Here is a 23,149-nt window from a genome sequence, read left to right on the forward strand (position 1 = left end):
AAACCCAGCCTACCCAGACGAGCAGCGTGAATGAGTTACATAGTTATCGTGATGGTCAGCGATCGGCCATGGTTGCCTGGCACAGAGTGTGGGTGCCGGGTTGCAGGTACGGCGTGAGAATCGGCGCCATGCCCTTGAGTACTTGCACCGGCAACGCCGAGGTGAATTTGTAGGCTTGCGCCGAGGCACCGGGGACGAACGCGGTCAGGGTGCCAAAGTGGTTGTTACCGATATAGAACACGAAGGTCGCGGTACGGTTGATCGATTTCGAACTCAGAACCCGCCCGCCGGAGCCGAAGGCTTCGATGCGGTTATCACCCGTGCCGGTCTTGCCGCCCATGGCCAGGGGAGTGCCGTCCGGCAGTTTGAACGTACCGGCGACCCGTTTGGCGGTCCCGGCATCCACCACTTGCGACAACGCTTCACGCATCGCCGTCGCCACTTCGGAAGGCATCACGCGTTTGCCTTTGCTCGGGTCGTTGATCAGCGTTGTTTCATAAGGCGTGCCGGCGGCGAAGTGCAGGCTGTCGATGCGCAGGGTCGGCATCCGCACGCCATCATTGAGGATGGTGCCGATCAGCTCTGCCAGCGCCGCTGGCCGATCTCCGGAACTGCCGATGGCCGTGGCCAGTGACGGCACCAGGTGATCGAACGGGTAGCCGACTTTCTGCCAGCGCTGGTGAATATCGAGGAAGGCTTCGATCTCCAGCATGGTCCGGATACGACTGTCGCGGGCGCTCCGGTGACGGCTCTTGAACAGCCAGCTGTAGACTTCCTGACGCTCGAATTCACTGGCTTTGACGATCTGGCTGAACTTGGCGTCGGGGTTGTTCAGCAGGTAACCCATGAGCCACAGGTCCAGTGGGTGGACCTTGGCGATAAAGCCCTGGTCGGGCAGGTCAAAGGCACCCGGCCCGTAGGTTTTATAGAGTTTTTCCAGGCGCTCGTCAGTGAGTTTTTCGTTGGGTTTTCCGGTGAATTTTTCAATATTTTTATCGGTTTTCTTGGCCGTTTTCAAATGCGCACGCACAAAGCTGTTGAAGCTTTCCTGGCTGGCCTCGGGCAGCAGGTAGCGGTGCACCGCAGCGAGACGAATCGCCGTCGGGTGCATGCCGTCGAGGAAAGTCTCGAGGCGAGCCTGGGTGTCCTTCTTCTGGTACTTCTTCCAGAAGCGCAGTAAAAACGCGGTGCCCTCGTGGTCGGCAAATTGCGCCAGATACTCCTGGCGCCGTGGGTTGTCATCATCATTGAGCAATTGGCCGCTGCTGTTGGGCTCCGAGTAGGTGGTGTAGCGCACCAGGTCGCGCATCAAGCGAATGAACGGCAGGTTGATCGATTCACGCAGGGCATCGCGCAGGGTCGGGCTGCGGCCGTTGTCTTCTTTGCGGAAGTTGTGAAAGGTGTGCAGGCCGCCACCCGTGAAGAACGATTCGCCGGGGTTGGCCGAGTAGGTACGGTTGAGGGCCGCATCGAGCATTTTTGGCAGGCTGCGGTCGCTGTTCTGGATCAGGTAATCGACGGCCCAGCGGGATATCCGGTCCTGTTCGGGGACGTCGGTTTTCTTCAACTCGGCCGGTGTCTTGGCGCCATAACGGTCGTGCAGTTCGGAGATGATTTGCAGGTAAGTGGTGAGCACCCGCAGTTTGGCAGTAGAGCCCAGTTCCAGCTTGCTGCCCTCGTTGATGTCAAAGGGCTGATCGGTGCTGTCGGTTTGCACGCGCACGCGCGAGCCATCAGGCGTGCGCTCGAACAGGGTGAAGCTGTAGCGCACCTGCGTCGTGCTGGTAGGCGTCAGCAAGTGTTCGCCAAGCAGACCCAGTTGCGCCGCGTAGGTCGGGTCGGCCAGATGCTTGAGGTACTCGGTGGCCTTGGTTTGCAGGTCGTACTGCAAGGTGCTGGTGGCTGACAGGTCGAGGCGATCGAGGTCATACAAAGGGCGATTGAGCAGGGCGCCCAAGCGACTGCGAGCGACGCTGATGCCTTTGTTGGATTCGATCGGCTGGATAGTCGGTTGTTGCTGCCAGTCGCGGTAGGTCACTTTGCTGGCCAGTGCGGCGGCGGCCAGAGGCGCGTCAATCACCGAGTTCTGGGCGAGCAGGCGGATGTGGCTGTCGGTGAGGTCTGCGAGTTCGTCACGGCCCTTGGCCAAATAGTGGGAAGGCCGGCGCTGGGCGATCATCAGTGACAGCACCTGACGCAGGGCCAGGCCGCGTTTGGACAGGCTCAGCGGATCACTGGCAACGCTGGTCAGGGTTTCGTTGACCTGAGCGAAGTCGGCGCCATACCAGACACGCAGACCTTCGGCCATGCCATGCACTTCGCCGTGGCCGGGCACCGCCGACAGCGGCACGCTGTTGAGGTAGTCACGGACGATGTTTTTCCGGGCTGTCAGGGTCTGCGGGCCATCCTGATAGGCGCGTACGCTGGCGGAAACCATCTGACGGATTTTCTCGCTGCCCGATACCGTGAGGCCATCGGGTGAGTGGCGGTATTTTTCCAGCTGAGTGGCGAGGGTGCTGCCACCGGCCGTTTGACCCGGTAGGTGCACCAGTTTGGCGACTTGCGACCAGGCGGCCTTGCCAAAACGTGGCCAGTCCACGGCGGGGTTGGCAAAGGGTTGTTGGGGATCGAGCAGGTCGCGGTTCTCGATAAACAGCAGGCTGTGCACCACCAGCGGCGGGATCGCAGCAAAGCTCGAATACAGTTGCTGCGGATAGTTGTACTGATACAACGGTGCTGCGCGGCAATCGGTGATGGACAAACCGGCCTGGATCTTTTCTGTGTAGGGCACGAAGAAGCCCTTTTCGCTGTAGTCGAACAGTTTCGACGAGAAGCGGGTTTGCGCGGTGATCATGTAGTCACGCTTGAGCAAGCGCGGCAAAAATTCACCCAGAGAACTGTAGCCCAGGCGCTTGTCGAAAGGCCCGTCTCCCGGATAGAAAATCGAATCGCTGGGGCCAGGTTGCATTGAATACTTCAGCGATGCGGCAAATTGGCTGAATTCGCGTGCCTGCAGTTTCGAGGTACGCATTTCCTTGGAGGCGGCAAACCCGAGCGCGACCAGAATGATCACCAGCAACAACCAGAACATCCGCCAGGCATAACGGGGACGGCGAGGTTTTTTCGGTAAAGGCGCTTCTTCCACGCGATCAGTTGGTTCCACAGTTTTACTCGAATCGGATTGCCATAAAGCGCCCATAGTCGATTGATCCATTCACGCAGATTTATCGGACTTGTCTGAAGCTTAGACGCTGGTTGGAACTGGTGAAAAATTTGTGAATGCAGAATTTCTAACGATCGTCTGATCGTGATCCTGTGTCGAGGGGGCTTGCCCCCGTTGGGCATCACAACATTGAAATGCCATGCAGGACGGTTCCCGTAGCAGCTGCCGAGCCCGCGAGGCTGCGTTCGGCCGCAAAGCGGTCGCTGAATAAGACAACGCGTTCCTTCAGGCAAACCGTGTACACAGGTTTTGCGAGGACTTCGTCCTCGAACGCAGCCTCGCGGGCTCGGCAGCTGCTACGGGTGTCGTTCTGCATAACGAGAGGTCGGGTGTAGTCTGAAATGGCTGGGCTAGAGCCATCGAACAGGTAAATACTGCCTAGGTAGGGGCATGACGCTGCACCATTGCTGTGCAATACTCGGCGCCGCTTCGCTGGCGAGTTGAGGCCCGAATCCCAGGTAATGCACCTCCGCAAATGCGGGTTTTGCCGAGAGTTTTCGCTGAATCTTGTCGTTTATAGAGTGAAAAGCCCTGCCGTGAGCTTTTTATACTGCACGCCCCGCTGATCTTGCAGGTTTTGTCCTACAAGACGGATCGACCCACAAAGTGGATCCGGTATCAGGAAGTCCAGGCTTATCGGTCTGCGCTTCGACACTCGGTGGTCATATCCAATAACAATATGGAGGTTGTACCCCTATGCCAGTCGGCAATCACCTGCCTCACGGCGAGACTGCTCAGGGCGGCCCGCTCAAACGCGAACTCGGCGAACGGCATATTCGCCTGATGGCGCTCGGTGCCTGTATCGGTGTCGGCCTGTTCCTGGGTTCGGCCAAGGCCATCGAAATGGCCGGACCGGCAATCATGCTGTCTTACATCATCGGCGGTCTGGCGATTCTGGTGATCATGCGCGCCCTCGGTGAAATGGCCGTGCACAACCCGGTCGCCGGCTCCTTCAGCCGCTACGCACAAGATTATCTCGGTCCGTTGGCGGGCTTCCTCACTGGCTGGAACTACTGGTTCCTGTGGTTGGTGACCTGTGTCGCGGAAATTACCGCGGTGGCGGTGTACATGGGCATCTGGTTCCCCGATGTGCCGCGCTGGATCTGGGCGCTGGCGGCATTGGTGAGCATGGGCTCGATCAACCTGATCGCGGTCAAGGCCTTCGGTGAATTCGAATTCTGGTTCGCCCTGATCAAGATCGTCACCATCATCGCGATGGTGATAGGCGGTATCGGCGTGATCGCATTCGGCTTCGGCAACGACGGCGTTGCGTTGGGGATTTCCAACCTGTGGAGCCATGGCGGCTTCATGCCTAATGGCGTGCAGGGCGTGTTGATGTCCCTGCAAATGGTGATGTTCGCCTACCTCGGTGTCGAGATGATCGGCCTGACCGCCGGTGAAGCGAAGAACCCGCAGAAGACTATTCCGAATGCGATCGGCTCGGTGTTCTGGCGCATTCTGCTGTTCTACGTCGGCGCACTGTTCGTGATTCTGTCGATCTATCCGTGGAATGAAATCGGCACTCAGGGCAGTCCGTTTGTGATGACCTTCGAGCGTCTGGGTATCAAGACCGCTGCCGGCATCATCAACTTCGTGGTGATCACCGCCGCGCTGTCGTCCTGCAACGGCGGCATCTTCAGTACCGGACGCATGCTCTACAGCCTGGCGCAGAACGGTCAGGCTCCGGCCGGTTTCGCCAAAACCTCGAACGGTGTGCCGCGTCGCGCCTTGTTGCTGTCGATTGGCGCGCTGTTGCTGGGCGTGTTGCTCAACTACCTGGTGCCGGAAAAAGTCTTCGTCTGGGTCACCGCCATCGCGACCTTCGGTGCGATCTGGACCTGGGTGATGATTCTGCTGGCGCAGCTCAAGTTCCGCAAAGGCCTGACCCCGGCTGAACGTGCCGGCCTCAAGTACCGCATGTGGCTGTACCCGGTGAGCTCGTACCTGGCGCTGGCGTTCCTGGTGTTGGTGGTTGGCCTGATGGCCTACTTCCCGGACACCCGCGTCGCGCTCTATGTGGGGCCTGCGTTTCTGGCGCTGCTGACGGTGCTGTTTTACGTGTTCAAGCTGCAACCGACCAACGTCTCGCAAGGTGCGGTGCGCTCGGTTTAGTAGCCTTCTGATGCTGTAAACGTAAAAAGATCGCAGCCTGCGGCAGCTCCTACGCTGATCGTGTTTCCTGTAGGAGCTGCCGCAGGCTGCGATCTTTTGATCTTAAGCGGCTGCCGCTTGCATCGGTCGATTCAGCCGTTTGTTCCAATCCAGCCACGCGGCCAGTACCGCCATCAATCCCGCCCCCAGCAAGGCACTGAAAACCTGTATCGCCAACGCATCTTCTGCCAGCGAGTTGAGCATGTCCGCCAAAGGTGCCAGCAGCACACCCAAACAAAACACTTCCAGCGAGTAACGACCCATACGGCAGCTTTGTCGCGCCAGCCAGTTTTGCGTCCAGCCACTGTTGGGCAAGAGTTTGGCAATGACGTAGGCCAGCGCCAAAAAGTGCAGCAGTCGCGCCGGTGACAGATTGGTCTTGCTGATCGGGTACAGCCATTCGCCAAGCATTCGGGGCATGAGCGCGTCATGCATTGCCGGCCATTTCCACGACAGCGCGATCAACCCGGCGATCAACAGATAGAGCGCTGCCGCGACAAACAGCGGCTGACGCGGCAAGGGGCGGGTGTCCGGTATAGAGGGCCGCTGACCGTGAATCGCCGCAGCGCCACCGAGGATAAACAGCAACTGCCAGGCCATCGGGTTGAAGAACCATACACCGCCGTCGGTTGCCGCCAGGTTCCATTGAAACCACGGCGCCAGCATGTACAGCACTACCGACAACCCCACCACGTACTCGGCCTTGCGCAGCAACATCGGCAACACCAGCGGCAACCCAAGCAACAACAGAATGTACAGCGGCAACGGGTCCATCAGGTTGGGCTTGAAGCGCAGCAGCAGCTCATCGACCAAGGCTTGTTGCGGGTTGCTGAGGAAGTATTGCAGGCCCATTTCCTGCACCAGGTCACGGGTTTCCACGTGACTGTTGGCAAAGAACACGATGCCCATCAGCACCGCCAGCAGAAAGATATGCACCACGTACAGCACCCAGGCGCGGCGCAGGATTTTCACAGTGGCGATCAAAAAACCATCGCGCCGGGCAATCTTGCCGTAGGCCAGCACCGCCGCGTAGCCCGCCAGAAACACGAAGATTTCCGCCGCATCACTGAAACCGAAATTGCGCACCGTGATATGGGCGAGGGGATTGTGTGGCACGTGATCCCAGAAAATGAAGATCAGCGCCAGTCCGCGAAAGAAATCGATACGAAGGTCGCGTCCTTGGGTCATGACAACGGGCTCTTGAGCAGGGGTGAGTAAAGAGTGGTCAGCGGCGTAAAAGGTTGCGCGCCGCACATCGGCGGCGCGCAGGGTGGCGTGATTTGGAGGTAATTGCAAAGGTCGGCTATTACCGGATGTATCAGCGGCAGGACGGGCAGGGCTGGGCATATAACTGGAAGTTGAGGCGAGTCGGTAGAGCGGCATTTCTGGCCATTGGTCTAATCGTTGACCGGAAAGTAGACAAGTGGGGTAGGGGTGCCAAGCTTTCTCTGGGGCACGCGTTCAGATTGGAAACAAACGCAATGGACATGAGAGCCGCATTTCACGGTTTCCCCAGATTCGTGTCGGTTGGCCTGCTTAATACGTTGATCCACTGGTCAACGTTTTTTGTTTTGCACACAGTCATGAGTTTTCGTCAGGCACCCAGTAACTTGGTTGGTTTTTGCTTGGCGGTCTCTTTTTCCTTTTATGCCAATGCGCGATACACCTTCAAACAAAAAACCAGCGTTCGACGGTATCTGCTGTTTGTCGGGTTCATGGGCGTGTTGAGTTATGGCGTGGGGTATGTGGCGGATCAGTTGCTGCTGCCGGGGTTGATGACGTTGGTGGTCTTTTCCGGTATCAGTCTGGTCTGCGGTTTTTTTTACTCGAAATATTTAATCTTTCGGGGGCGCGAGCAGTGAAAATCTCGCTGATTGTCCCGGTGTTCAATGAAGAGCAGGCGATTAACCTGTTTTATCAGGCTGTTCGTCAGGAGCTGTCGATCGCTGATTGTGACGTCGAGATCGTGTTCATCAATGACGGCAGTTCCGACCAGACTGCGGAGCAGGCCAAGGCCCTCGCGTTGGCGGACGAGCATGTGCTGGTCATCAACTTCTCGCGCAACTTCGGCAAGGAGCCCGCGTTATTTGCCGGGTTGGAGTACGCCAGTGGCGATGCGGTGATACCGATGGATGTCGACTTGCAGGACCCGATCAGCGTGATCCCGCTACTGATCCAGAAATGGCAGAACGGGGCTGATGTGGTACTTGCCAAGCGCCACGACCGCACTGCCGACGGTTATATGAAACGGCAGAGCGCGGCACTGTTCTATCACCTGTTGAACCGGATCGCTTATACCCGGATAGAAGAGAACGTCGGTGATTTTCGGTTGATGGACCGCAAGGTGGTGAACGTGATCCGCACGCTCCCGGAACACCGGTTATTCATGAAGGGCATCCTGTCGTGGGCGGGTTTCAATACGGTGGTCGTCGAATATGAACGGGCCCAACGCGTGGCGGGCACGTCCAAGTTCAACATCTGGAAACTCTGGAACCTGGCGCTGGAAGGGATTACGTCGTTTAGTACGGTGCCCTTGCAGTTGTGGACGTATGTCGGTAGTGCGATTTCCCTGTTTGCAATTTTTTATGCGATTTATATGGTGCTGGACAAGATTTTCTTCGGTAATAACGTGCCGGGATATCCTTCGTTGATGACCGCTATTCTATTTCTCGGTGGTGTGCAACTGATCGGCATTGGCATATTGGGTGAGTATGTCGGTCGAATTTATATTGAATCGAAACATCGGCCGAGGTATGTGGTGAAAGATATTATTGTCGGCAAAGGAAAGCACGAACGGTAAGCGATGTCAGTGAAGTCCGGGCTGGGAAAGGAGCGCCGAAATGAAGGTGGCGAATTTTTTGACTAAGGAATTGCTTGATCGTGAAGTGTTCGTGTTTTTTTTACTGGCCACGTTTGTTTACGTATTTCCGCTGATACTGGTTGATTATTACTATATAGACGATAGCTGGCGCTCCTTGGCTGCCGGTACTGCCTGGGCGGAGCAGGGGCGTTTATTTACCGAGTTGTTTTACAACGCCCTGACCTTCACTTCGGGCGCGCCCAATATTTTCCCGTTACCCCTGTTGATCGCCACGCTGGCCATGGCCTTTGCCTTGACGAAACTGACGATGCATTACTTCAAAATACCCGATCTCTCATGCTGTCTGGTACTCCTGCCACTGTGGTACAACCCGTTTTTTCTGCAGAATTTATCTTATCAATATGATGGGCCGGCAACGGCGTTGAGCCTGGTGGCGGTTATTTATGCAATTGTATTTCAAAGCAAAACTACTGCCGTTCAGGTAGGGGTGTCCGGCGCATTTATTGCCGTTGGGCTCGGTTTGTATCAACTGAGTATCAATGTGTTTTTGGGGCTGTGCTGCATTGAGTTAGTTAGAGGTCTTAATAATAAGGAGTCCCTTGCTTGTCTAGCGGCAATGGCAGGATTGAAAGCGTCGCAGTTGGTAGCAGGGTTGATCATTTATTTTTTGCTGGCCTATCCGTTCATGACCTCTGAGCGCGTGGAGATGATTCCGTTTAATGTGAGCGGGCTGTGGCTGGTCCTGAGTAATGCAGGCGTATTAGTCGAAAAAATCGGCTTGCTTTTTGAGAGTGGAAATCGTTGGTTGTCGTGGGCGGTGTTGTTGTTTGCTGTCGTTGGAGGCGGGTGGGTTGGGCGAAAAATCACTCAAGGAAAAGAGTCGTTATTAAAAAAGATGCTTCGGGTTGTTTTATATTTATTTCTAATATTTTTTCTGGTTTTTCTGGTGTCAGGTTCGGCCCTGTTATTCAGGTTTTTCAACGAGGGCGCCAGAACGTTATTGGGTTTTGGTGTGCTTCTGGTGTTTTTGTTTTATCTGGCTCATCAGCTGTTAGTGACGGTTAACGCCAGGCTCGGTGTTTTATTGGTTGTGCCGTTGCTCAGCATGCTTTCGATTTCCTATGCGTATGGGCGGGTATTGAATCTGCAGAAAGAGTTTGGACTGAATGCTGAATTCAATATGGCCTATGACATTGCTTCGCATCAGCGCTTGCGCGAAGCGAAGCGGATATACATGGCAATCAACTATTCAAATAGTTGGTTGCTAAGCGCCAGGGGAAGCTTTGAGCGGATTCCGGTGCTGAAATACATACTCAATATTGATTTTTATATGCTGCCTGAGAGTTTTCTCAGGGCAGGCATTACTAATGTCGCTCCGGAAAAGGAGCGGCGGAATGCGACGCTGGTGGGTTATCGAAAGTACACGCCTCTGGTGGACAGCAAGTTTTACTCCATGTATCTGATTGGCGATTATGGCTTTATCGTCATGAAGGAAGTGCTCTCTTCCGGAGAGGATAAGTGGTAAGAGGAGTCGACAGGTCAAGTGAACGCGTTCTCCTGAGTACGTGCTGGACACTGTCGATTATTCTATTGGCGGCATGGGTGCGTTTTCACGACTTGAGCAAACCGGCTATCTGGGCTGATGAAGGCTTTACCTTGCTGCTGAGCTCATATTCTCCGTCTCAAATCCTCTTTCATACCGCTCGAGATGTGCACCCGCCGCTGTACTATCTGATACTGCATGAATGGATGAGTGTGTTCGGAAATGGCGTTTTTGCTGCTAGAAGTCTAAGTGCGCTGGCGGATGTCGCGACTGTCGCGCTGGGTATCTGGCTGGTTCGTTTGGTCAGTACACGACGAGCGGCGATACTCGCCGGCATTATGTTGGCGTTACTGCCAATAGCGGTTCGCTACAGTCAGGAAGTTCGCATGTATGCGTTGCTCGCGCTGTTAATGGTCGGTGCGACGATTGCTTTCGTTTTCTGGGTAAAAGGCTCGGGCGGTCATTGGCCGCTTGCGGTCTATGTATTGCTGATGGTGGCAGGACTTTATACCCACTATTTTGCGGCGGTGTGTATGGCGTCGCATTGGGCCTACCTGTGGGTGTTGAGGTTTTCGCCAGAAGTAAAATACAAGCCGTTGTCAGCCTCCGCGTGGTGGGTGGCCAATGGGGTCGTCATTTTGCTTTTCGTGCCCTGGATTCCCAGTCTGATAAATCAGTTCAGGTTTTCCGGGTTCAACTGGATAGTGCCGCTGGACGTTTCTACTGTGGTTTCAGCACTCTGGCAGTTTGTGAGCTATAGCGATGGGCCAAAAGAATCGGTTTGGATGTTCTATAGCGTGCCGCTGTTGTTTTTGGCAATTTCGGTAGTGGTTGTCATGCGCGACAGGAGTGAGAAGAAGTTCGGCATGTTACTCGTCATGTATACCTGGTTCCCGCTGGTTTTGATCGCGATCGTCTCACTCATTCGTCCACTGTTTGTTGAACGTTATTTTGTGTTCGCTGCGTTGGGCTTGCCAATGATCATGGCGGTTGCACTGGATGCACTGTGGGGGCGCACAAAAACGTTGTTTTTTATCCTGCTGGTATTGATGGTGTCTACTGAAAGTGTCGGGTTATATAACGTGTATCACAAGGGGCATATTGTGTATGACGAGGTAAACAAGGTGGATGCCCTGGCAGAACACATCAACGCAATGGCTAGCCCTGGCGACGGTATCGTGGTGGCCAGTGTGTTTCTTTACTATCCCTTTGCGTACTACAACAAGACCGGCGTGACGCCGATGCTTTATACCCCGCCGCATCAGGACGGTACTTCCGGCCGTCCTGAGGGGTATCAAATATGGACACTGGTTCAACAAAACGCCGATAAGGTCTACCTCGATAACCTTGAATGGCTAACGCCGAGCTCAGGTCGGGCGTGGGTTCTGGACGGTCGTGGTGACGGGGCGCAAAAGGTGGTTATCCCAGAACACTGGCAGTTGCTCGACACCTTTACCGCGGGTGATGGAGACGTCCGGTTATTTTCAGTGCGTCCCGGGATTCCGTGAAGCCGCTAAAAAAAACCGACCTGAGTAGCCCTGTTAGCTAGCCTTTATCAATGACAGCAGGCCGTTTTATCGAGTGCGTTTAGCGTAAACACGGATCCACGACGAAGGTCAGCAGTCCGTGGTCAGGCACCTGTTTCTATCAGGTTTACGTTGTCGGGGGGGACATATGGGTCTTCAGCATCGTGACGGTACAGGGTTTCTATCCCAGCGCTCATCAGTAGACAGCGGTGGGTGGGTGCTTGTCATGATGCTTGCGCTCATTGTGCGGTTTTACGACATCAGCCTTCCCTATTTCTGGACTGATGAAGCGTTCTCGGCGCTGGTAGGGGTTCAGTCGCCGGAGCGTATCTGGTTTCACCTGGGGCATGACGTTCATCCGCCGCTGTATTTTTTAATTCTCCATGCCTGGATGTCTGTTTTTGGTGAGGGTGTGGTTGCGATTCGGGCTCTGAGCGCGCTCGCGGGTGTCGCGACAGTTGCGCTCGGTGTGTGGTTGATGCGATTGATCACCACGCCAAGGGTGGCCTTGTTGGCCGGGCTGTTTCTGGCCTTGCTGCCGATCTCTGTTCGCTACAGCCAGGAAGCCCGGATGTATACGCTGGAGGGGGTGTGGCTGCTGGGAGCAACTATCGCCCTGGTCTATTGGATCAAAAGCGCTCGTAACCGATACCTGGCAGGCTACGTTGTGCTCATGACGGCCGCCTTATACACACATTACCTGGCTGTTTTATGTTTGCTGTCTCATTGGTTATACCTCGTTGTCTTGCGCCTTCAGCGAGATGAAACGCTTCATTACCTCTCACGGCCGATATGGTGGGCCGCTAATGTGGTCATTGTTGTTCTGTATATCCCTTGGTTGATCAGCCTGGGTAATGAGGTGTTTTTAAATACAGAGAAGTTAAAGACCGGAGGGGATATTTTCTGGATACCTGAATTGACGATTTACACGTTGCCTTCAGCGGTCTGGAAATTTTTAACGGTGAGGAATGGGTTGGAGTTTGCAGGCCCGCTTTATGTAATGCTTCCAGCGCTGGTGCTGGCATCGGTGGTGTGGGTCGGGCTCAAGGCAAGAAGCAGGTTGAAACTTGAGTTATTGCTGATGATCTATGTGCTGTTGCCAGTGTTGATTGTTTTTATGGTGTCGTTCGGTTTTCCCATATTTGTCGAACGGTACATGGCATTTGCAGCGCTTGGCTTGCCGATGATTGCAGCATTGGCAATAAGCCGGATTGCCCGTCGCACGCGTGCCTTGGCGTGGGTGTCTGTCCTGTTGATGGTCGGGGTTCAACTCATGGGGCTGAATACTATCTATAAACAACAAGATGATCTGGATGATCCACGTAATGAATCCATGTACCCGCTTGACAATATTGTGTCGCGTATCAATGAGAGCTCTGTCGCTGGCGATAACATCATTGTGGATGGCGCGTACTGGTATTACAGCGTTGCTTACTACAATCGCTCCGACATTCAACCAAGGTTGTATCAGGCGCCCTGGGATAACAGCACGGATAACCGACCCAACGGCTATGGCGCGTCCACGTTGATTTACCAGGATCGGGATAAAGTCTTTCTCGACAACCTTGTCAGCGTATCGCCAGACACCAAGCGAGTGTGGTGGGTGACATCGACTCGCCTGGCGGATGATGAAAACCATTTTCCAGGCAATTGGCAGTGCGTGTTCGCGCAAGGCGTGGGGGACATGGAGCTTCGACTCTATATGACCAGCACCTCTGCCGGCCAAACCACCGGCGGCTGTTCTACCCAGCCACCGGATGGTCACGAGTACGCGTTACACGGCATTGGCCTCAAAGCTGTCAGCCCGCGCCATCTGCCACATCCGTGAATAGAACTCGCCATTCACGTCACGCCTATTAGTCATTACAACGCGCTCTTGAACACATGGGCGCGTATTTCTTTCGACCTGTCTACTGTCAGACTTGACAGTAGACAGGTCGAAAACGGCCGATTAGTGTCAGGCTTCATATCAGGGGCCATGTTCGTTAATAGAACGCCACTGCATCGTTCAACGAAAAAATGGAATCGTCACCCATGAGCATGAAGTTAATAGTCGGCGACTTTTTCAAGTGTTTAACCACTGCACTTTTTTTCGTGTTGATCTACGGAGCCTCTTTTTCGCTGTTGTACTGGTTTTTGGGTTTGAATCAAGCCTTGAGTCATTTCGCTGCTTTCTGCGTGGTCATGACTTTTTGCCAGTGGCTCAATGTGCAGCACAGCGACAGCGACAGCGACAGCTCCAGTGACGCTCTCTATTTGCTGGTGACCAGTATCCTGGCGGGCGTGAGCCTGAGCATAAGTATTGTTGCCGATTTCAGCGGTCTATCAGGTTGGGCATCTTTACTCATCGGTTGCACCTGCGGGGTGATCGGCGCTGTCGTGTATTCCGGCACATTCTTTCGCAACCCGGGGGCATGAACCTTCCAGGTCAAATGACCTGACTGTCGGCTACCGTCTGTCTGATATCTGTCGGTACCTGTTATTTCTGACAGTAGACGGATTCCGGATGGGGGGCCTAGCTTCAACAACGTCTGACAAGCCAACATTGGAAGGAGCTGGCATGAAGACTTTATGGAAGGGGTTTTCAAGCTACACAGTGGTTGGGGTGGCCAATGCCTTGATTCATTGGCAGATATTTTTCGTGCTGACGACGGCTGCTGAACTCAATCAGGCTATCAGCAATTTCTCGGCCTTCTGTGTCGCCGCATCCTTTTCCTTTTATGTGAATGCGCTCTATACCTTCGATGCCAAGGTGTCGGTGAGACGGTATCTGCTCTTTATTGGTTTCATGGGGGTGTTGAGTCTAGGTGTGGGGATGGTGGGAGACCGATGGAGAATTCACGGTCTGGTGACGGTATTGGTGTTCTCACTGTTGAGCCTGGTGTGTGGCTTTTTCTATTCGAAATTCGTGGTGTTTCGCGGGTGTGAATCATGAAAGTCTCTCTGGTGGTTCCGGTCTTCAATGAGGAACAAGCCATAGGACCGTTTTATCAAGCCATCAGGCACAGCGTGGTACTGCGAGCGCACCAGATCGAGATCGTTTTTATCAACGATGGCAGCACCGACAGAACCGCAGAACTCGCCCAGGCCATAGCGTTGGTCGATAGCAACGTTGTAGTGATCAACTTCTCCCGCAACTTCGGTAAAGAACCTGCGTTGTTCGCGGGGCTGGAATACGCCAGTGGCGATGCGGTGATTCCCATGGACGTGGACCTGCAAGATCCGATCGAAGTCATTCCACGGTTGATCCACGAGTGGCAAACCGGTGCGGACGTGGTCTTGGCAAAACGACACGACCGTATGACTGACAGCTACCTCAAACGCAACTGCGCGTCGATGTTCTACCACCTGCTCAACCGCATCGCTTACACCCACATTGAAGAAAACGTCGGCGACTTCCGCCTGATGGACCGCAAGGTGGTGGACGTGATCAAAGCCTTGCCCGAACAGCAATTGTTCATGAAAGGCGTATTGTCGTGGGCAGGGTTCAACACGGTGATCATCGAATACGACCGTGCTCCTCGTGTCGCTGGCAGGAGTAAGTTCAATGGCTGGAAGTTGTGGAATTTGGCGCTGGAGGGGATTACGTCTTTCAGCACGGTGCCGCTGCGATTGTGGACCTATATCGGTGGTGGCATTTCATTACTGGCACTTTTGTATGCGGGGTACATGGTGCTGGAGAAGATTTTTTTCGGTAATGCAGTGCCGGGTTATCCGTCGCTGATGACCGCGATTTTGTTTTTGGGTGGGGTGCAGCTGGTCGGTATCGGGATATTGGGGGAGTATATAGGGCGGATTTATATTGAGGCCAAACGTCGGCCAAGGTATGTGGTTAAAGACGTTGTGGCTAAAAGTGTGAGTCATTCAGAATTTTTGGATCGTAGGATTAAAAATGTTTGAGGGTATTTTGAGTCGGCCGTGGGCTCGCGGGGAGGTCTATGTTTTTTTTCAAGTGATGACGTTTTTGTATGTTTTTCCGATAGTGTATGCGGACTATATGTACATTGATGACCATTGGAGGGCGGTACTGGGGCTCAAGGGATGGACTGAAGACGGTCGACCGCTTGTCGAACTGTTTTATACCGTTATGACGTTTTCTCTGTCTGTTACTAATGTTTTTCCGCTGCCTTTGCTAATTGCCACAATAGCCATATCATTAGCGCTGACAAAACTGACCGAGCATTATTTTTCAGTCGTAGGGCTGGTGGGATGCTTGGTTGTGCTGCCCTTGTGGTACAGCCCATTTTTTCTTCAAAATCTTTCTTATCAGTATGACGGACCCACAATGGTGCTTGGGATTGTTGCCGTCATATATGCGATCACCTACAAAAATATATCAGGGTGGTGGCTGATCATACTCCCTGCTGTATTAATTGCAGTGGCGCTTTCTTTTTATCAAGTGTGTTTGAATGTCTTCGTGGGACTATCCTGTATTGATGTTTACAGATGTATTAATTCGGGAGCCTCTTCAAGAGCCATTGTGCGGGCTGGTATATTGAGAGTGGCTCAATTAACGGGGGGGCTCAGTATTTATTGTATGACCTCCTATCAGCTTATCAGTGGTGATCGGCAGGGCTTTATTAGTCTGAACAGTGCCGGAATGATGGAAGTCATCGAGCGAATTTCGACGGTGACTGAAAATGTTTTTCTTTTGTTTAATTCGGGTAATTCCTGGCTTTTTTTGATACTCGCGGTCATGGCATCTATTAGTTTTTTACTAACAGGTTATGAGCGTGTTTTGAGAAAAGAGGGTATGTTGGAAAAGTCGACGGTCCTCGTGATTTTTCTGTTGACGATGATTGTCTCTATATTGGCAGTTTATGGTATTGATCTTTTTGTGAGTGTTTCTTATTCGGGGGCTCGAAATCTTTTGGGGTTTTCGTCGCTATTGGTTTTTATGCTTTTGTTGAATGCTCAGTTGTTAGTGAGGATACATCGGCATTTGGGGCTTTTTCTTGTGGTCCCTTTGTTTTTTATGTTGACTTTTTCTTATGCTTACGGTCGCGTCATGATCGCGAAAAAGGAGTTTGAATATACAGTTGTGCATAGTTTGAACTATGACGTTGTCTCACGTGAGGAACTTCGGAGGCTTGAAAAAATCTGGTTAGTGGTCGATAGCACCTATGATTGGATTCCTGGTGCGAGTAGAACATTAAAAGCGTCTCCTGCCATCTCTTATATTCTTGCTCTCGATTTTTTAGTTCTGCCCGAGACCATGCGAACGGCAGGATTAACCAATGTACTAAGGATGGATAATTATCAAGGTGATTTTTCAGGGTGTGGTGCGTGCAAGTTGGTTGTAAGTAGCAGGTACTATTATATTTATACTTCGGAAGAAAACGGGTATGTCGTAATGAAAAGATGGACTGCTGCGAAAGACTTTGATCGTAGGTGACTGCTTGCTAGCCCGACGTAGTATCCCGAGATGACCAGCAATGCCTCGCTCTAGCCCGATGAAGATTTGGATGGGGAATGTATTCGGGTTGGATGAAGGCCCTGGCAAACACTTAGAGTCTGGTGCTCTTCGTTGAGCTGGCCGCCAACCTCCCGATGAGGCTGGCGTAAAAGCTATCTTCAGGCCGCCACCTCATTCGCCTCAAAACTATCCGCCCGCGCCATCTGCCACATCCGTGAATAGAACTCGCCATTCACGTCACCCGTCAGCAATTCGCCGGGTTTGAGGAACACATGCAGTTGGGAAAACAGTTTGATCTCGGTGGCCGACATGCGTCGTACCAGGTGCTTGGCCGACAGCTGCGATGGGTGTTCGAGGCCGGCAGCGGCGAGCATTTCGGCCAGGGCCTTGAGGGTGCTGCGGTGGAAGTTGAAGACGCGCTGAGCCTTGTCCGGCACCACTAGCGCACGTTGGCGCAGGGTGTCCTGAGTGGCGACGCCGGTCGGGCACTTGTTGGTGTGGCAGCTTTGCGACTGGATGCAGCCGATGGCGAACATGAAGCCACGGGCCGAGTTGGCCCAGTCGGCACCAATCGCCAGGACGCTGGCGATGTCGAAGGCACTGACGATTTTGCCGCTGGCGCCGAGTTTGATCTTGTCCCGCAGGTTCAGGCCCACGAGGGTGTTGTGCACGAACAGCAGGCCTTCGCGCATTGGCACGCCGATGTGGTCGGTGAACTCCACTGGCGCAGCGCCGGTGCCGCCTTCCTTGCCATCGACCACGATGAAGTCCGGCAGGATGCCGGTTTCCAGCATGGCCTTGGCAATGCCCATGAACTCCCACGGGTGGCCGAGGCAGAACTTGAAGCCCACCGGTTTGCCGCCGGACAGTTCACGCAGTTGCTTGATGAAGTGCATCATTTCGATCGGTGTGGAAAACGCGCTGTGGCGTGAAGGCGACACGCAGTCCTGGCCCATCGGAACGCCACGCGTGTCGGCAATTTCCTGGGTCACTTTGTGCTTGGGCAGGATGCCGCCATGGCCGGGTTTGGCGCCCTGGCTCATTTTGATTTCGATCATCCGCACTTGCGGATCCTGGGCCTGGGCGGCAAAGCGTTCCGGGTCGAAGCGTCCGTCGGCGGTGCGGCAGCCGAAGTAGCCGCTGCCCAGTTCCCAGGTCAGGTCGCCAGCGTGTTCGCGGTGGTAGGGGCTGATGCTGCCTTCGCCCGTGTCATGGGCGAAGTTGCCGAGTTTGGCGCCCTGGTTGAGGGCACGGATTGCGTTGGCGCTCAGCGAACCAAAACTCATCGCCGAGATGTTGAACACTGAGGCCGAGTACGGTTTTGTACATTGCGGGCCGCCGACAATCACTCGAAAACCGCTCGGGTCGCTCACAGGTGCCGGGCGCATCGAATGGCCGATGAACTCGAAGCCCGACTGGTACACGTCGATCAGTGTGCCAAAGGGTTTGTCGGCGCTTTCGTTCTTGGCTCGCGAATAGACCAACGAACGCTGGGCTCGGGAGAAGGGCAGGGCGTCGCTGTCGGATTCGAGCAGGTATTGGCGGATTTCCGGGCGAATGCCTTCCACCAGATAACGGATATTGCCCAGGATCGGGTAGTTGCGGCGTACCGCGTGGGGGCTTTGCAGCAGGTCGAATATACCCAGCAGGCTCAGCAGGCCGGTGACGATGGAGATTGGCCAGAGCCAGTCGTATTCAAGAAAGGGCAGGCTGGCGAGGGTGAACATCACGCAGACGGCAAAGAAGGCGTAGCGGCTCAGGAGTGACAGGCTCATACGGTTTCCTTGGGTTCGGACTCATTGATTACTGGATCGATCCGTAGCAGCTGTCGAGCCTGCGAGGCTGCGTCCGGCCGCGAAGCGGTCGTAATTTCGGCAAACTGCGTACGCAGGATTTGCGAGGACTTCGTCCTCGAACGCAGCCTCGCAGGCTCGACAGCTGCTACGGGGTTTGGGCCTGGAGAAATATCGAAAACAGCTCGGACTGGGATTTGATCCCCAGCTTGCTGTACATGTGTTTCTTATGGACTTTCACGGTTTCAACAGAGATGTCCAGCTTACGGGCGATTTCTTTACTGGTGCAACCGCTGAGCATCAAGCGCCCGACATCCAGCTCTCGGGACGTCAATTGTGCACCCTTGAGCTGTTTCACCAAGGCTTCGAGGCGGATACGCCGGTCACTGTGGTGGGCCGATTGCTGCGGTGCATACTGGCGTACAGGGACTGGCCGGGCAAATATCCAGGATCAAAAGATCGCAGCCTGCGGCAGCTCCTACACCGATCCCCTGTAGGAGCTGCCGCAGGCTGCGATCTTTCAGGCTGCGGTTTTTGACTGTCGGATCGGCAGCTCCACCCGAAAGGTGGTGCCCACCCCGAGTTCGCTGCGTACTGTAATGTCCCCACGGTGTTTTTTCACAATGCCGTAAGACAATGAGAGGCCTAATCCCGTCCCTTGGCCCACCGGTTTGGTGGTGAAGAAGGGGTCAAAAATTTTCTGCAGGCTTTCGGGGGCGATGCCTGAGCCGGTGTCCGCGACTTCGACCCAGACTCTTTCCCCGACAACCCCGTTACTCAGGGTGATAGTCCCGCGTTCGGGCCCCATGGCCTGTGCAGCGTTGACGATCAGGTTCATGACCACCTGATTGATCTGGGAGGGCAGGCACTCGATCTCGGGAAGCGGCTGATATTCCTTGATCACGTCGGCCTTGTACTTTAATTCGTTGGCGACAATGTTCAGCGTCGAATCAATGCCCACTTGCAGGTTGACCCACTGCCACTCCTGGCTGGTATCCACGCGGGAGAAGTCCTTCAGGTCCCTGACAATTTGCCCGACCCGGTTGATGCCGTCCTTGGATTCCCTGATCAGCAGCGGAATGTCTTCACGCAGAAAGTCCAGCTCCACCTGTTCACGAAGTGCCTTGAGGCGCCCGAGCAGTTCAACGGAGCCAATGGCTTCTTCGGCACTCTGATAGGCGTCGAGCATGTCCTGCAACTGCTTGAAGTAGCCATCCAGGCTGCCAAGGTTCGACGAAATGAAGCCGATGGGGTTGTTGATCTCATGGGCGACGCCGGCTGCCAGTTGCCCCAGGGAAGCGAGTTTTTCCGACTGGACCAACTGGCTTTCGAGTTGCTTGCGCTCGTCGATTTCCTGTTGCAGTTCCGCGGTGCGTTGCACCACAAGGTGCTCCAGATGATGCATCTGGACGGTGGCGCGCTCGGTCATGTCCCACTTGCTGGTCAAGGTGTTGGCCATTTGCTGGACTTCGATGTTGTCGAAGGGTTTTTTCAGGATCAGCAGTCGGTCGTGGGCCTGCAAGCGATTGAGCAGTTCATCCCAGGAGTAGTCGGAATACGCGGTACAGACCACCACCTGCAGACGCGGATCGGCTTGCCATAAATGCTCGATGGTTTCGGCGCCATCCCAGCCCTGGGGCATGCGCATGTCGACGAATGCCAGTGCATAGGGGCGATTGTCCTGTTGGGCCTGGACCAGTTTGCTCAAGCCTTCCTGGCCTGCATAGGCCGAATCCAGTTCGAAGCTGGCACTCGTTGCTTTGATTTGCGTGCCGAACAGCGCTGACTCCATCTCGTCCAGTTCACCGTGTTGTGGCGGCTCAGGTGTAAGGATCTTGCGAAAGTCGTCATGGATCGACGGTGTGTCGTCGATCAGCAGGATGCGTCGGTTCGCTGACTCGCTCATGTTTCACCTTCGGCGATTTTCAAGGGGATTTTCAAGGTGAACAGCGCACCTTTACCCGGACCGTCGCTGTGGGCCGTCAGGTGGCCATTCATCTCGATGGCGGCGAGGGCGCAGCTGTGCAGACCAAAACCGTGACCTTCCTTGCGCGTGGTGAAACCGTGGGCAAAGATTCGGGTCATGTTTTCGGCAGAGATACCTTCGCCTTCATCCTTGACGCTGACCTGAAGGATGGAGTCGTCGACCACCTTGACCCCCAGGGTCATTTCCCGGGGGCGGTCGCTGAGGTCGGACATGGCATATTTGGCGTTGCTGATCAGGTTGATCAGAATCAGTAACATCCGGTGTTTATCGCCCATCACTTTGGGCACCTCGGCGTAGTCTTTGACCACCGTTACATGGTGGCGGGTCAGGGCGCCCGAATTCATCCGCAGGGCGTCCTCGAGCAGCTCACTGACCTGCAGCGGTTCCATCAGGCTGTTGGCGCCGGCGTAAGACTGTTGAGTGGCAACGATGTCCTTGATGTGGTCGACGCTTTTGCTCAATTGCGCCAGTTCGTCGGTGATGCCCTGCTGCTCAAGGGCAATGGCTTCCACCAGTTGATTCAGGTATCCGGGCAGCAATTTGCCTTTTTCGTCTTCGGTGATGAAGTGGCCAAGGTCGCCCAGGTGCTCGTTGATCAGCTGCATCGCCTTGCCCAGCCCCAGCGCCTTGCTGGTGCGCAATTTTCGGGTGACCAGGTCGGCGGAGATATTCACGCTGTTGAGCACATTGCCGACGTTGTGCAGCACGTTGGTGGCGATCTCGGCCATCCCGGCCTGGCGTGCGGTGTCGAGCAGTTCGCTTTGGGTGTCCCTGAGTTCGCGGGTGCGCTCCTCGACCCGTTGTTCCAGGTCTTCATTGGCTGTTTGCAGGTCCCTGTTGACCCGGTTGATTTCCGCGAAGCTGCGCAGCAGCCGGATGGTCATAAACAGCAACAACAGAACAAGAAGCGCTGAAAACACCAGCATGTACAGGTGATATCGCTGCTGGCTCGTGTCGATTTGTTGCTCATCTTTATTGAACAGGTCGGTGATATCGTCCAGGCGCGAGGCTACCGGTATCGCTTCGATCCGCGTCAGGAGGCTGTTGACGATCGGTTGTTCGCGCAGGATCAACGCGATGTGGTTGCCCAGAATATCCACCTGCTCATGCAACTCATCGGGCAGGCGCAGTTTGTTCACCACCAGTTTGTTTTGGCCTACCAGAATGTCGGCGGCCTTGTCGTCGGAGGCGACCTGGGCGAACTCCAGGCTGCTGAGCAGCAGGTCGTAGGTGTCGGTGGCGATGTTCTGAAGTTGCAGTTTGTCGTGATCCTGGAGGTGGGCGAACTGGTTCTGGATGTCGTCTTCGGCGGTCGGCAAGAAGGCCAGGGAGTTGCGCAATACCGCATTGTGCGATTTGAACTGCTCTACCAGGCGGGTCTTTTCCTTGATTAAAGTGAGGTAGGCGTCATAACGCGCCTGCCAGACTGCTGAGTCACTGCGCTCGTGGCTGGGTTCGATAGCCTCAAATTGTTGCCACAGGCGAGTCATCTCGGTCAGGGGCGCGACCAGTGGATCGTAGTCGTGGCTGATGGCGATCCTGGCCTTGAGAATCTCGGTTTCCCATTGCGCATTGAGTTGCTTCATCCGGCCGATCAGGTCTCGAGCGTCGGAATAGCCTGAGGCCGGGTCGGTGCTGGACTTGATGTACAGGAACACCAGCATGGAAGCGAGCAACACGGTCATGCCACTGAGCAGCAGCAAACTGAGTCGACGGGACACTTTCATAGTGCTTTGCCTCCCCACTCGCCGGTCAGGGTTCCGAGGAATTTGATGATCAGCGCCTTGTCTTCATCGGAGGGAACGCGTCCCAGCTGGAACTTGAACATCACATCCACGGCTTCTTCGAGGGTTTTCGCCGCGCCGTCATGAAAGTACGGTGCGTTCACTGCGACGTTTCGCAGACTGGGGACCTTGAACACGTTGCGGTCTTCTTCGTCCTTGGTCACCAGATAACGCCCCAGGTCCGACTCGGTCGGATTGCCCCGCGCCTGGAAGTAGTCACCCATGACCCCCAGCTTTTGGTACATGTTGCCGCCAATGTTGACCCCTTGGTGGCAGGCAATGCAGCCGTAGTCCTTGAAGCGTTGGTAACCGTACTTTTCATCGAGGCTGAGAATGTCGGTGTTGCCCAGCAGGTACTGGTCGAATCGCGAATTGGCGCTGAGCAAGGTGCGCTCGTAGGTGGCCAGGGCGTTTTGCACATTGGCGGCCGTGACCCCATCGGGATAAGCGTTGCCGAACGCCAAGTGGTAGGCCGGGTCAGTGGACAGCGTTTGCACCACATGTTCCCAGTTGTTGCCCATTTCAGTGGGGCTTTGCACCACTGCGTGAGCCTGGTCTTCCAGGGTAGCGGCGCGACCGTTCCAGAACTGCCTGAAGTTCAAGCTGGCATTCAACACGCTGGGGGTATTGACGGTCAGCGGCTGGCCGTTGAAACCGATGGAAAATGCCTTGTTGTCGCCCCCGCCTTTTTCCAGGTGATGGCAGCTGGCACAGGACAGGCTGTTGTTGACCGACAACCGTGTTTCGTTGAACAGCTGACGACCCAACTCGACACGCTGAGGGTCTTGCACCGGCACCGGCGGTAGCGGTTTAAGGGGTTCGTCCAGAGGCTCGGCGCTCGCCATCGGGCAGAGTCCGAACATCAGTGTGATGAGCAGCGTGAATCCATAGGGCGACATCTGATG

General features: G+C 54.9%; 15 protein-coding genes and 2 pseudogenes. 10 read left to right on the plus strand and 7 right to left on the minus strand.

Going from position 1 to position 23,149, the window contains the following annotated elements; translation table 11 throughout:
• Positions 1–55: 55 nt before the first annotated feature.
• On the minus strand, positions 56–3,199 hold the full coding sequence (locus BK659_RS11290; RefSeq protein WP_123425138.1) for a transglycosylase domain-containing protein: 3,144 nt from the start codon (positions 3,197–3,199) through the stop codon (positions 56–58).
• A gap of 720 nt (positions 3,200–3,919) precedes the next feature.
• Between BK659_RS11290 and BK659_RS11300 the strand changes: the two genes are divergently transcribed.
• Entirely contained in the window at positions 3,920–5,335 is a 1,416-nt protein-coding gene (locus BK659_RS11300; RefSeq protein ID WP_123425140.1) for an amino acid permease, read from the plus strand.
• Between the two features lie 102 nt (positions 5,336–5,437).
• Here the strand turns inward: BK659_RS11300 and BK659_RS11305 are convergent, their stop codons facing one another.
• Positions 5,438–6,562 (minus strand): OpgC domain-containing protein, encoded by a 1,125-nt coding sequence (locus BK659_RS11305; protein ID WP_123425141.1) that lies wholly within the window; start codon positions 6,560–6,562, stop codon positions 5,438–5,440.
• Between the two features lie 92 nt (positions 6,563–6,654).
• Between BK659_RS11305 and BK659_RS11310 the strand changes: the two genes are divergently transcribed.
• The 9 genes and pseudogenes from BK659_RS11310 to BK659_RS11350 all read left to right on the plus strand — a co-directional run bounded on the left by BK659_RS11310 (position 6,655) and on the right by BK659_RS11350 (position 16,659).
• Positions 6,655–7,236, plus strand: a complete 582-nt coding sequence (locus BK659_RS11310) for a GtrA family protein (protein ID WP_404942526.1) — start codon at positions 6,655–6,657, stop codon at positions 7,234–7,236.
• Complete coding sequence (locus tag BK659_RS11315) at positions 7,233–8,174, plus strand: glycosyltransferase family 2 protein (RefSeq protein WP_123425142.1); 942 nt, start codon at positions 7,233–7,235, stop codon at positions 8,172–8,174. Before BK659_RS11310 ends, BK659_RS11315 begins: the two co-directional genes overlap by 4 nt.
• Positions 8,175–8,214: 40 nt before the next feature.
• Positions 8,215–9,720, plus strand: coding sequence for a glucosyltransferase domain-containing protein (locus BK659_RS11320; protein WP_123425143.1), 1,506 nt, complete (start codon positions 8,215–8,217; stop codon positions 9,718–9,720).
• Positions 9,721–9,797: 77 nt separating this feature from the next.
• Positions 9,798–11,246, plus strand: coding sequence for a glycosyltransferase family 39 protein (locus tag BK659_RS11325; protein ID WP_148050432.1), 1,449 nt, complete (start codon positions 9,798–9,800; stop codon positions 11,244–11,246).
• A 247-nt stretch (positions 11,247–11,493) separates the two neighbouring features.
• Positions 11,494–12,096, plus strand: a pseudogene (locus tag BK659_RS28310) (glycosyltransferase family 39 protein); the annotation flags it as partial.
• A gap of 1,202 nt (positions 12,097–13,298) precedes the next feature.
• Positions 13,299–13,682: a hypothetical protein gene (locus BK659_RS11335; protein ID WP_123425146.1), complete on the plus strand. Its 384-nt coding sequence runs from the start codon at positions 13,299–13,301 to the stop codon at positions 13,680–13,682.
• Positions 13,683–13,824: 142 nt separating this feature from the next.
• Positions 13,825–14,199: a GtrA family protein gene (locus BK659_RS11340; RefSeq protein WP_123425147.1), complete on the plus strand. Its 375-nt coding sequence runs from the start codon at positions 13,825–13,827 to the stop codon at positions 14,197–14,199.
• Entirely contained in the window at positions 14,196–15,164 is a 969-nt protein-coding gene (locus BK659_RS11345; protein WP_123425148.1) for a glycosyltransferase family 2 protein, read from the plus strand. The genes BK659_RS11340 and BK659_RS11345 overlap by 4 nt, the downstream gene beginning before the upstream one ends.
• Positions 15,157–16,659, plus strand: a complete 1,503-nt coding sequence (locus tag BK659_RS11350) for a glucosyltransferase domain-containing protein (RefSeq protein WP_123425149.1) — start codon at positions 15,157–15,159, stop codon at positions 16,657–16,659. Before BK659_RS11345 ends, BK659_RS11350 begins: the two co-directional genes overlap by 8 nt.
• Before the next feature lie 179 nt (positions 16,660–16,838).
• On the opposite strand, the gene BK659_RS11355 is transcribed toward BK659_RS11350, so the two are convergent.
• From BK659_RS11355 to BK659_RS11375, 5 genes and pseudogenes are all read right to left on the minus strand, one after another.
• A complete protein-coding gene (locus tag BK659_RS11355; protein ID WP_123425150.1) occupies positions 16,839–18,455 on the minus strand; it encodes an FMN-binding glutamate synthase family protein in 1,617 nt (538 codons plus the stop codon).
• Between the two features lie 166 nt (positions 18,456–18,621).
• Positions 18,622–18,816 (minus strand): annotated as a pseudogene (locus tag BK659_RS11360) (response regulator transcription factor); the annotation flags it as partial.
• Between the two features lie 177 nt (positions 18,817–18,993).
• The gene (locus BK659_RS11365) at positions 18,994–20,379 is read right to left on the minus strand and encodes an ATP-binding protein (RefSeq protein ID WP_123425151.1); all 1,386 of its coding nucleotides are present in this window, start codon (positions 20,377–20,379) and stop codon (positions 18,994–18,996) included.
• Positions 20,376–22,187 (minus strand): DAHL domain-containing protein, encoded by a 1,812-nt coding sequence (locus BK659_RS11370; RefSeq protein ID WP_123425152.1) that lies wholly within the window; start codon positions 22,185–22,187, stop codon positions 20,376–20,378. Before BK659_RS11370 ends, BK659_RS11365 begins: the two co-directional genes overlap by 4 nt.
• Entirely contained in the window at positions 22,184–23,107 is a 924-nt protein-coding gene (locus tag BK659_RS11375) for a cytochrome-c peroxidase (RefSeq protein ID WP_404942529.1), read from the minus strand. Before BK659_RS11375 ends, BK659_RS11370 begins: the two co-directional genes overlap by 4 nt.
• Positions 23,108–23,149: the final 42 nt, after the last annotated feature.

Source organism: Pseudomonas brassicacearum (assembly GCF_003732225.1).
In the GTDB taxonomy this organism is placed as follows: Bacteria; Pseudomonadota; Gammaproteobacteria; order Pseudomonadales; family Pseudomonadaceae; genus Aquipseudomonas; species Aquipseudomonas brassicacearum_E.

Excerpts from the sequence above, each read along its gene's own strand:
- BK659_RS11305 (WP_123425141.1), bottom strand. The coding sequence starts at position 6,562 with ATGACCCAAGGACGCGACCTTCGTATCGATTTCTTTCGCGGACTGGCG.
- BK659_RS11375 (WP_404942529.1), bottom strand. The coding sequence starts at position 23,107 with ATGTTCGGACTCTGCCCGATGGCGAGCGCCGAGCCTCTGGACGAACCC.
- BK659_RS11290 (WP_123425138.1), bottom strand. The coding sequence starts at position 3,199 with ATGGGCGCTTTATGGCAATCCGATTCGAGTAAAACTGTGGAACCAACT.
- BK659_RS11355 (WP_123425150.1), bottom strand. The coding sequence starts at position 18,455 with ATGAGCCTGTCACTCCTGAGCCGCTACGCCTTCTTTGCCGTCTGCGTG.
- BK659_RS11320 (WP_123425143.1), top strand. The coding sequence starts at position 8,215 with ATGAAGGTGGCGAATTTTTTGACTAAGGAATTGCTTGATCGTGAAGTG.
- BK659_RS11340 (WP_123425147.1), top strand. The coding sequence starts at position 13,825 with ATGAAGACTTTATGGAAGGGGTTTTCAAGCTACACAGTGGTTGGGGTG.
- BK659_RS11335 (WP_123425146.1), top strand. The coding sequence starts at position 13,299 with ATGAGCATGAAGTTAATAGTCGGCGACTTTTTCAAGTGTTTAACCACT.
- BK659_RS11300 (WP_123425140.1), top strand. The coding sequence starts at position 3,920 with ATGCCAGTCGGCAATCACCTGCCTCACGGCGAGACTGCTCAGGGCGGC.
- BK659_RS11345 (WP_123425148.1), top strand. The coding sequence starts at position 14,196 with ATGAAAGTCTCTCTGGTGGTTCCGGTCTTCAATGAGGAACAAGCCATA.
- BK659_RS11365 (WP_123425151.1), bottom strand. The coding sequence starts at position 20,379 with ATGAGCGAGTCAGCGAACCGACGCATCCTGCTGATCGACGACACACCG.
- BK659_RS11350 (WP_123425149.1), top strand. The coding sequence starts at position 15,157 with ATGTTTGAGGGTATTTTGAGTCGGCCGTGGGCTCGCGGGGAGGTCTAT.
- BK659_RS11370 (WP_123425152.1), bottom strand. The coding sequence starts at position 22,187 with ATGAAAGTGTCCCGTCGACTCAGTTTGCTGCTGCTCAGTGGCATGACC.